Annotated in this window: 1 protein-coding gene; it reads right to left on the bottom strand. The window is 70.6% G+C overall.

All coding sequences use genetic code 11. The annotated features are described in order from the left end of the window. Nucleotides 1-323 precede the first annotated feature (323 nt). A partial coding sequence (locus ON20_RS21970; protein ID WP_157228940.1) for a condensation domain-containing protein occupies nt 324-4,155 on the bottom strand: 3,832 nt, incomplete at its 5' end.

Below are 4,155 nucleotides of genomic sequence, written 5' to 3' on the forward strand. Positions count from 1 at the left end.
ACTCATCGCAACGCCACCCGAGATATCGTCAAATTCTTGTAGAAGGGGCGAGCGTCAGGCGGCCTCCTTCGTAGTTTCTGCGGACTCGAAGCCGTCTCATTACCAAGGTTTCGAGACACTCGACGCCGGCCCCCTGCCGAACATGGCTGCTGAAGCCTACGCCTGACTGCTGACTTCGCCCGGCGGCAAACTCCCAGGTCGATTCGCGCTACCGCCGGATTTCGCACCACTGCTCCTCACGCCCTGAGGCCTGAGGAGCCGATCCGGGAGCTCACTGCCCCTTCCGCTCGTATCCCCGCCGCCGATGATCCGGTTCCCCTGTATCAGCTCCGGACGATGGTGACATCCTCGCCCGCATCGGCCGGTGCTTCGCCCCCGCCGACGAACCAGTGGGTCACCTCACCCTCCGCGACATCGTCGGCCGGATCGGCGTCGGTGGGCAGCACCGACAGCGCACCGGTCGTGGCGGCGGTGAGGAACTCGTCCACGGCCCCCTGACCGGACCGCGCGGTGGTGAACGTGGCCGACTCGTAGTCGATTCCGTGTTCCTCGCACAGCTGCTCGGCACGGCCCAGGGCCTCGGTCTGGGTGAGGGTCCGGATGCCGTCGTCGGTGGTGATGACGAAGGCGGGATGATCCTCACCCAGCGGGCGGGCCCGGTCGGCGTAGGACACCGGGTGGTCGGGGGCCTCGGCGAGTTCCGCGGCGATGCCGCTATCGGTCGGGTCGAGCCATCGCAGGGAGTCGGCACCGGGGTCGGCGCCGATGACGAGGGCGGCGCCTACGGTAGTGATCCGGTCCACCGGCAGATCACCGGCAAACAGGCAGGCCGCACCCGCCTTCTGGACCGCCCAGGCGGCGACCACGGCATCCACCGAACGCGGCAGCGTGACCGCGACGGTGTCGCCGGGGCCGATATCGCGGGCGATGAGCAGGCGGGCAAACCGGGAAGAGCGCCGGTCCACGTCCTGGAAGGCGACCTCGGTGTCGCCGGACAGGAGCGCGGGGGCGGACGGATCCTCTTCGACCACTTCACCGAGCACCTTGGCCACGGTCTGCGCGCCCACCCGGCCGACCGGTTCCGGCGTGACGGCGGTACCGGCGGATTCGGTGAGCAGGCGGGCCCGTTCGGCGGCGTCGAGGATATCGATCTCGCCGACCGGGAGGTCCGGGGCGCCGACGAGGGCATCCACGACCCGCCGCAGGCGGGCGGCCAGGGTGTGCACCTCGGCCTCGGTGAAGCGGTCACCCTGGTACTGAAGACCGAAGGTGAGGGTGGATTCCTCGGCCACCATGAGGGTGAGCGGGTAGTTGGTGCCACCGTGGAAGTCCACGCCGGTCACCGACATACCGTCGATGGAACTGGCCGCCGCGATGGCCTCCCGATCCACCGGGTAGGACTCGAACACCAGCAGCGTGTCGAACTGGGCACCGGGGCCCGCCGCCCGCTGGATCTCATTGAGACCCGTCTGGTGGTGGTCGAGCAGTTCGGCCTGTTCCCGCTGCAGTCGGGTGAGCAGGTCGGCGATCGTGGCGCGATCGTCGATCCGCACCCGCACCGGCAGGGTGTTGATGAACAGGCCCACCATGGATTCCACACCCGGCAGTTCGGCCGGACGGCCGGACACGGTCGCACCGAACACCACATCGCCGCGGCCGGTGAGACGGCCGAGCAGGATGGCCCAGGCGGCCTGGACCAGGGTGTTCACCGTGACACCGAGACCGGCGGCGCGGTCGATGACCTGCCGGGTGCGGTCGGCGTCGAGTTCGGTGACAACGGTGCCGTTCTCCGCCGGGGCCGGCTTGGCCTGCGAGGCCAGCAGGGTCGGTTCGGTGACGCCCTCGAGCGCCGCCGCCCAGGCCCGCAGCGATTCCCGCTGGTCGCGGTCGGCGAGCCAGGACAGGAACTCCCGGTACGGGGTGACCGGCGGCAGGCCGTTCGCGTCACCGCGCAGCGCGTACAGCACCAGAAGATCCTGCATGAGCAGCGGCATGGACCATCCGTCGAACAGGATGTGGTGAGCCGCGATGACCAGCCGCACCCGGTCGGCATCGAGCCGCACCAGGGTGAACCGGAGCAGCGGCGCGACCGACATATCGAAACTGGTCGCCCGGTCCGCGGCCAGCAGACGGACGAGTTCGGATTCGCGTTCGTCGGCGGGCAGGGTACTCAGATCCACCTCACGCCACGGCAGCTCGACCTCGTCGAGGACGATCTGCACGGCCCGGCCCGCGGTATCCGTGGTGAAAGCGGCCCGCAGGTTCGGGTAGCGGCCGAGCATGGCCTGTCCGGCGGCGCGGAGCCGGGCGGCATCCACGGTGCCGGCGAGGTCGACCTGCGCCTGCTGGACGTAGACGTCGGTGGTCGACGCCGACAGCTGAGCGAGGAACAGCAGACCGGCCTGCAGCGGCGACAACGGCCACACCTCGGACAGGGTCGGGTAGCCGCGCTCCCACCGCTCGATATCGGCCTGTTCGACCGTGACCAGCGGCATATCCGACGGGGTGAAGCCGCCCGCGTCGGGGCGTTCGGCGTGCCGGGCCAGGGCCGTCAACGCCGCCAGCCACAGCTCGGCGAACTCCTGGACGCGGTTCCGGGGCAACAGGCCGGCCGGGTAGGAGAACGTCGCCGCCAGGCGCGGACCGTCACCTGCCGCGGTAACGACCGCTTCGATATCGACCGCCGCGGGTGCGGGCAGGCGCGGCTCGCTCCGGGTGACCGGCCGGACGAAACCGTCCACCGGCTTCCAGCCGTGGCCGGAGGTGGTGTCGATATGCCGATGATCGGTGAGCCGGAATGCGATCTGACCGGTTGCGCCGAGTTCGGCCGGTTCTCCGGTGGCCGGGTAGCGCAGCGTTACGTAACCCAGACCGTGGTCGGGTACGGCCCGCAGCTGTTCCTTCACCGACTTCACCACGGCGCCCGTGGCCGACGCGCCCGTGAAAGCCGCGTCGAGGTCGGTGCCGGTCAGGTCCAGCCGCACAGGATGGGTTGCGGCGAACCAACCGACGGTGCCGGTGAGATCGGCACCGGGGAGGGCGGTGTCGCCGCGACCGGTATGTGACAGGCCGAACCGGGTGACGGCCGATCCACCGCGCCACCGCACCGCCGCCAAGGCCAGCGCGGACAGCAGGGCGTCGGACGGCTCGCTGTGGTACCGACCGGGGATATCGGTGAGGACCGCGGCCGCGACCTCGTCCGGCACCGCGACGCGCACCTGGTCGACCGTGGCGACGGTGTCCACCGCCGGGTCGAGGGTACGGTCGCCGAGCTGCGGATCGCCGTCCCCGGTGGCCTGCTGCCAGTACGGCAGTTCCGCGGCGCGGTCGGCGGCGGTTTCGGCCAGGCCGTGCGCCCAACGCCGCAGCGAGGTGCCGACCGGCGGGAGCGCAACCGGCTGCCCGGCCGCCGTCCGCGCGGAGGCCGTGGCCAGGTCGCGGCCGATGATCCGCCAGGACTCGGCGTCGACCACGAACCGGTGTCCGACCGCGAGCAGCACATCATCGATATCGGGGTCCGCGGTGTCGAACCAGACGAACTGCACCATGACCGTGTTCTCCGGGTCCAGCCGGTCGACGGCGGCGGTGAGTTCAGCGGCGGTCATCCGGGCGAATTCGGTGAGATCGGTACCCGCGGCGACCGGCACCCGGCGCAGCAGCGCCGCGGCGTCGAGCGCCCCGGGCTCGAGCACCTCCAACATGTACCGGTCGTCGGTCCGCCGCAGCCGGCTCCGCAGCGCGTCGTGCCGGTCGACCACCGCGGTGATCGCGGCGGCCAGCGGCGCGTGGCCGGTGTCGGCGGGCAGATGCCATGCCACCGACTGTGCGTATCCGGCGTAATCCGCGCCCGTCTCGAGGACCGCCGCGATATTCGGGGGCAGCGGCATATCGCCCACTCCACCGCCGGGCAGTTCCGGCAGTCGGGGGCGGTCGATATCGGCGTCCAGGACGGCGATCTCCGCCAGGGCGGCGATACTGCGCTGCTCGAACACATCGCGTGCCCGGAACAGCACACCGCGCGCCTTGGCCCGCGAGACCAGCTGAATGGACAGGATGCTGTTACCGCCGACGGCGAAGAAGTCGTCGTCGACACCCACCTCGTCGACACCGAGTACGTCGGCGAATACCTCCGCCAGGATCTGCTCGGCATGGGTG

The organism is Nocardia brevicatena NBRC 12119, from assembly GCF_000308495.1.
Taxonomy (GTDB): Bacteria; Actinomycetota; Actinomycetes; order Mycobacteriales; family Mycobacteriaceae; genus Nocardia; species Nocardia brevicatena.